Raw genomic sequence first — 1612 nt, 5'->3', positions numbered from 1 at the left:
TTACAGTTATTCCATTATAGGGGGCTTTAATGGAATAAGAACGGGAACGTCCAAATCGGACGTTCCCATATTTTATACCTGAAAAACAACAATACTACCTAACAAAGCCTAAATAAAAAAGGCGACCTCCATTATTAGGAATCTCTCCTATATATTTGTCTCATAACAAATCCTCCCTAAGTTACTATATCTTGTTAAACTAAATGCACCCTTTAGCTTTAGGACAAAAGCGATTTAAATCATAGAGATAATCTGTTCATCAATGTTTTTTCCATTACAACCGTTTTCACTAAAAAACCATTAGAGTTGGTCACAACTTCCTCTTTAGAAATCAAATAACCCATTGATTCGTACAACCCAATATTTTTTGGTAATGACACTCGAACACGACATTCTATTTTTCTTTTAAAATGATCATAAGCGTATTTTTCAAGCCACAATAACATCGCTTTTGCTATTCCTTTACCTCTTGCTGAGGGTGGCACAGATACCCGCGAAAAATATAATGCATCCTCTTCCATGATAAATCTACAGGAACCAAGAGGAACTCCATTTATCGAACATAGTAAAGCTTTTTCGAAATTACTCTTAACAGCTATTTGTAATGCTTGTAACGATTCATTTAATGCACTTGAAGGAACATCAAGGGTTCGATATTCTTCAAACGCCTCTAACATAAGCTTGTAAACAACAGGAACGTCCGTTTCTTCAGCGATTTTAATTTCCATTTTCATAACCTCTTCCCAACGTAATATCTGAAACTCTGATTTCTATCGATCATCATTATAAACAAGTGAATGTTTATCCACATCATATATGGTAGATTTTCTGACAAACATTTTATTAAACATTACTGCCCCATTAGCATAATAAGAAAAAGCTGCCTCAACGACAGCTTGTCTCTCTCATCTCTTCCACCGATAGGTGAAGAAGAACCTTAGAATTTCAAACCAATCGTAACTTGAAGTCGACAGCTAAATGCCGAACTCCTGTTGAGCAAACGCACCCCGATTATTTAAAAAGTATTTCTTTTTACTGCCCATTCTTTTGCCCTAAGAACTAACTCTTTAACAAATTCTTGCTTTTTATCTTGATACCTATAATGATTTTCAGGGAACTTTTTTGCCAATTCGATTTTAACTTCTCCATATTTCTTTGCATCTTCTGGATGTTTAATTAAATATTCTTTAAAATTCAAATGTGCATTTATATTTTCATTACCAACTTGAAATATATGTAAGTGATGGGTTCTATTTTCATTACCCTTCGGAAAGTACCTTCTTCCTGTAATCCCATTCTCGCCTTTAGGTTCATATCCAAATCTCTGTAATTCTCCATTAAATAAATCAATTTTTTCAATATTTTTAACAACAATTAAAATATCAATGATTGGTTTTGCGTAACCTACTGCTGGTACAGAGGTGCTTCCAATATGAAAAATATCAACGATTTCATCTTTCAATATTCCTTTTAGTAATTTCTCTTCGTGACTATAAACCTTTCCCCATTCTTCAGTCCAGGGATGGATTTTTGTTCTTCTCAAAATAAATTTCCTCCAATTTATTGCCTTTGTTTTATATAAATCTTCTTCAACGATCCTGCCCTTTAACTC

2 protein-coding genes are annotated in these 1612 nt (G+C 33.5%); both read right to left on the bottom strand.

The window, feature by feature from the left end; translation table 11 throughout:
* Window positions 1-239 precede the first annotated feature (239 nt).
* Window positions 240-728, bottom strand: a complete 489-nt coding sequence (locus tag CHI06_RS28710; protein ID WP_179292826.1) for a GNAT family N-acetyltransferase — start codon at window positions 726-728, stop codon at window positions 240-242.
* A 287-nt stretch (window positions 729-1015) separates the two neighbouring features.
* The coding region (locus CHI06_RS28705; protein WP_257009510.1) for a GrpB family protein at window positions 1016-1612 on the bottom strand (597 nt) is incomplete at its 5' end.

It is taken from the genome of Bacillus sp. 7884-1 (assembly GCF_002272245.1).
GTDB lineage: Bacteria > Bacillota > Bacilli > Bacillales > Cytobacillaceae > Neobacillus.
Note: the sequence above shows the minus strand (reverse complement) of the source record. Positions and strands in the feature narration are given on the sequence as shown.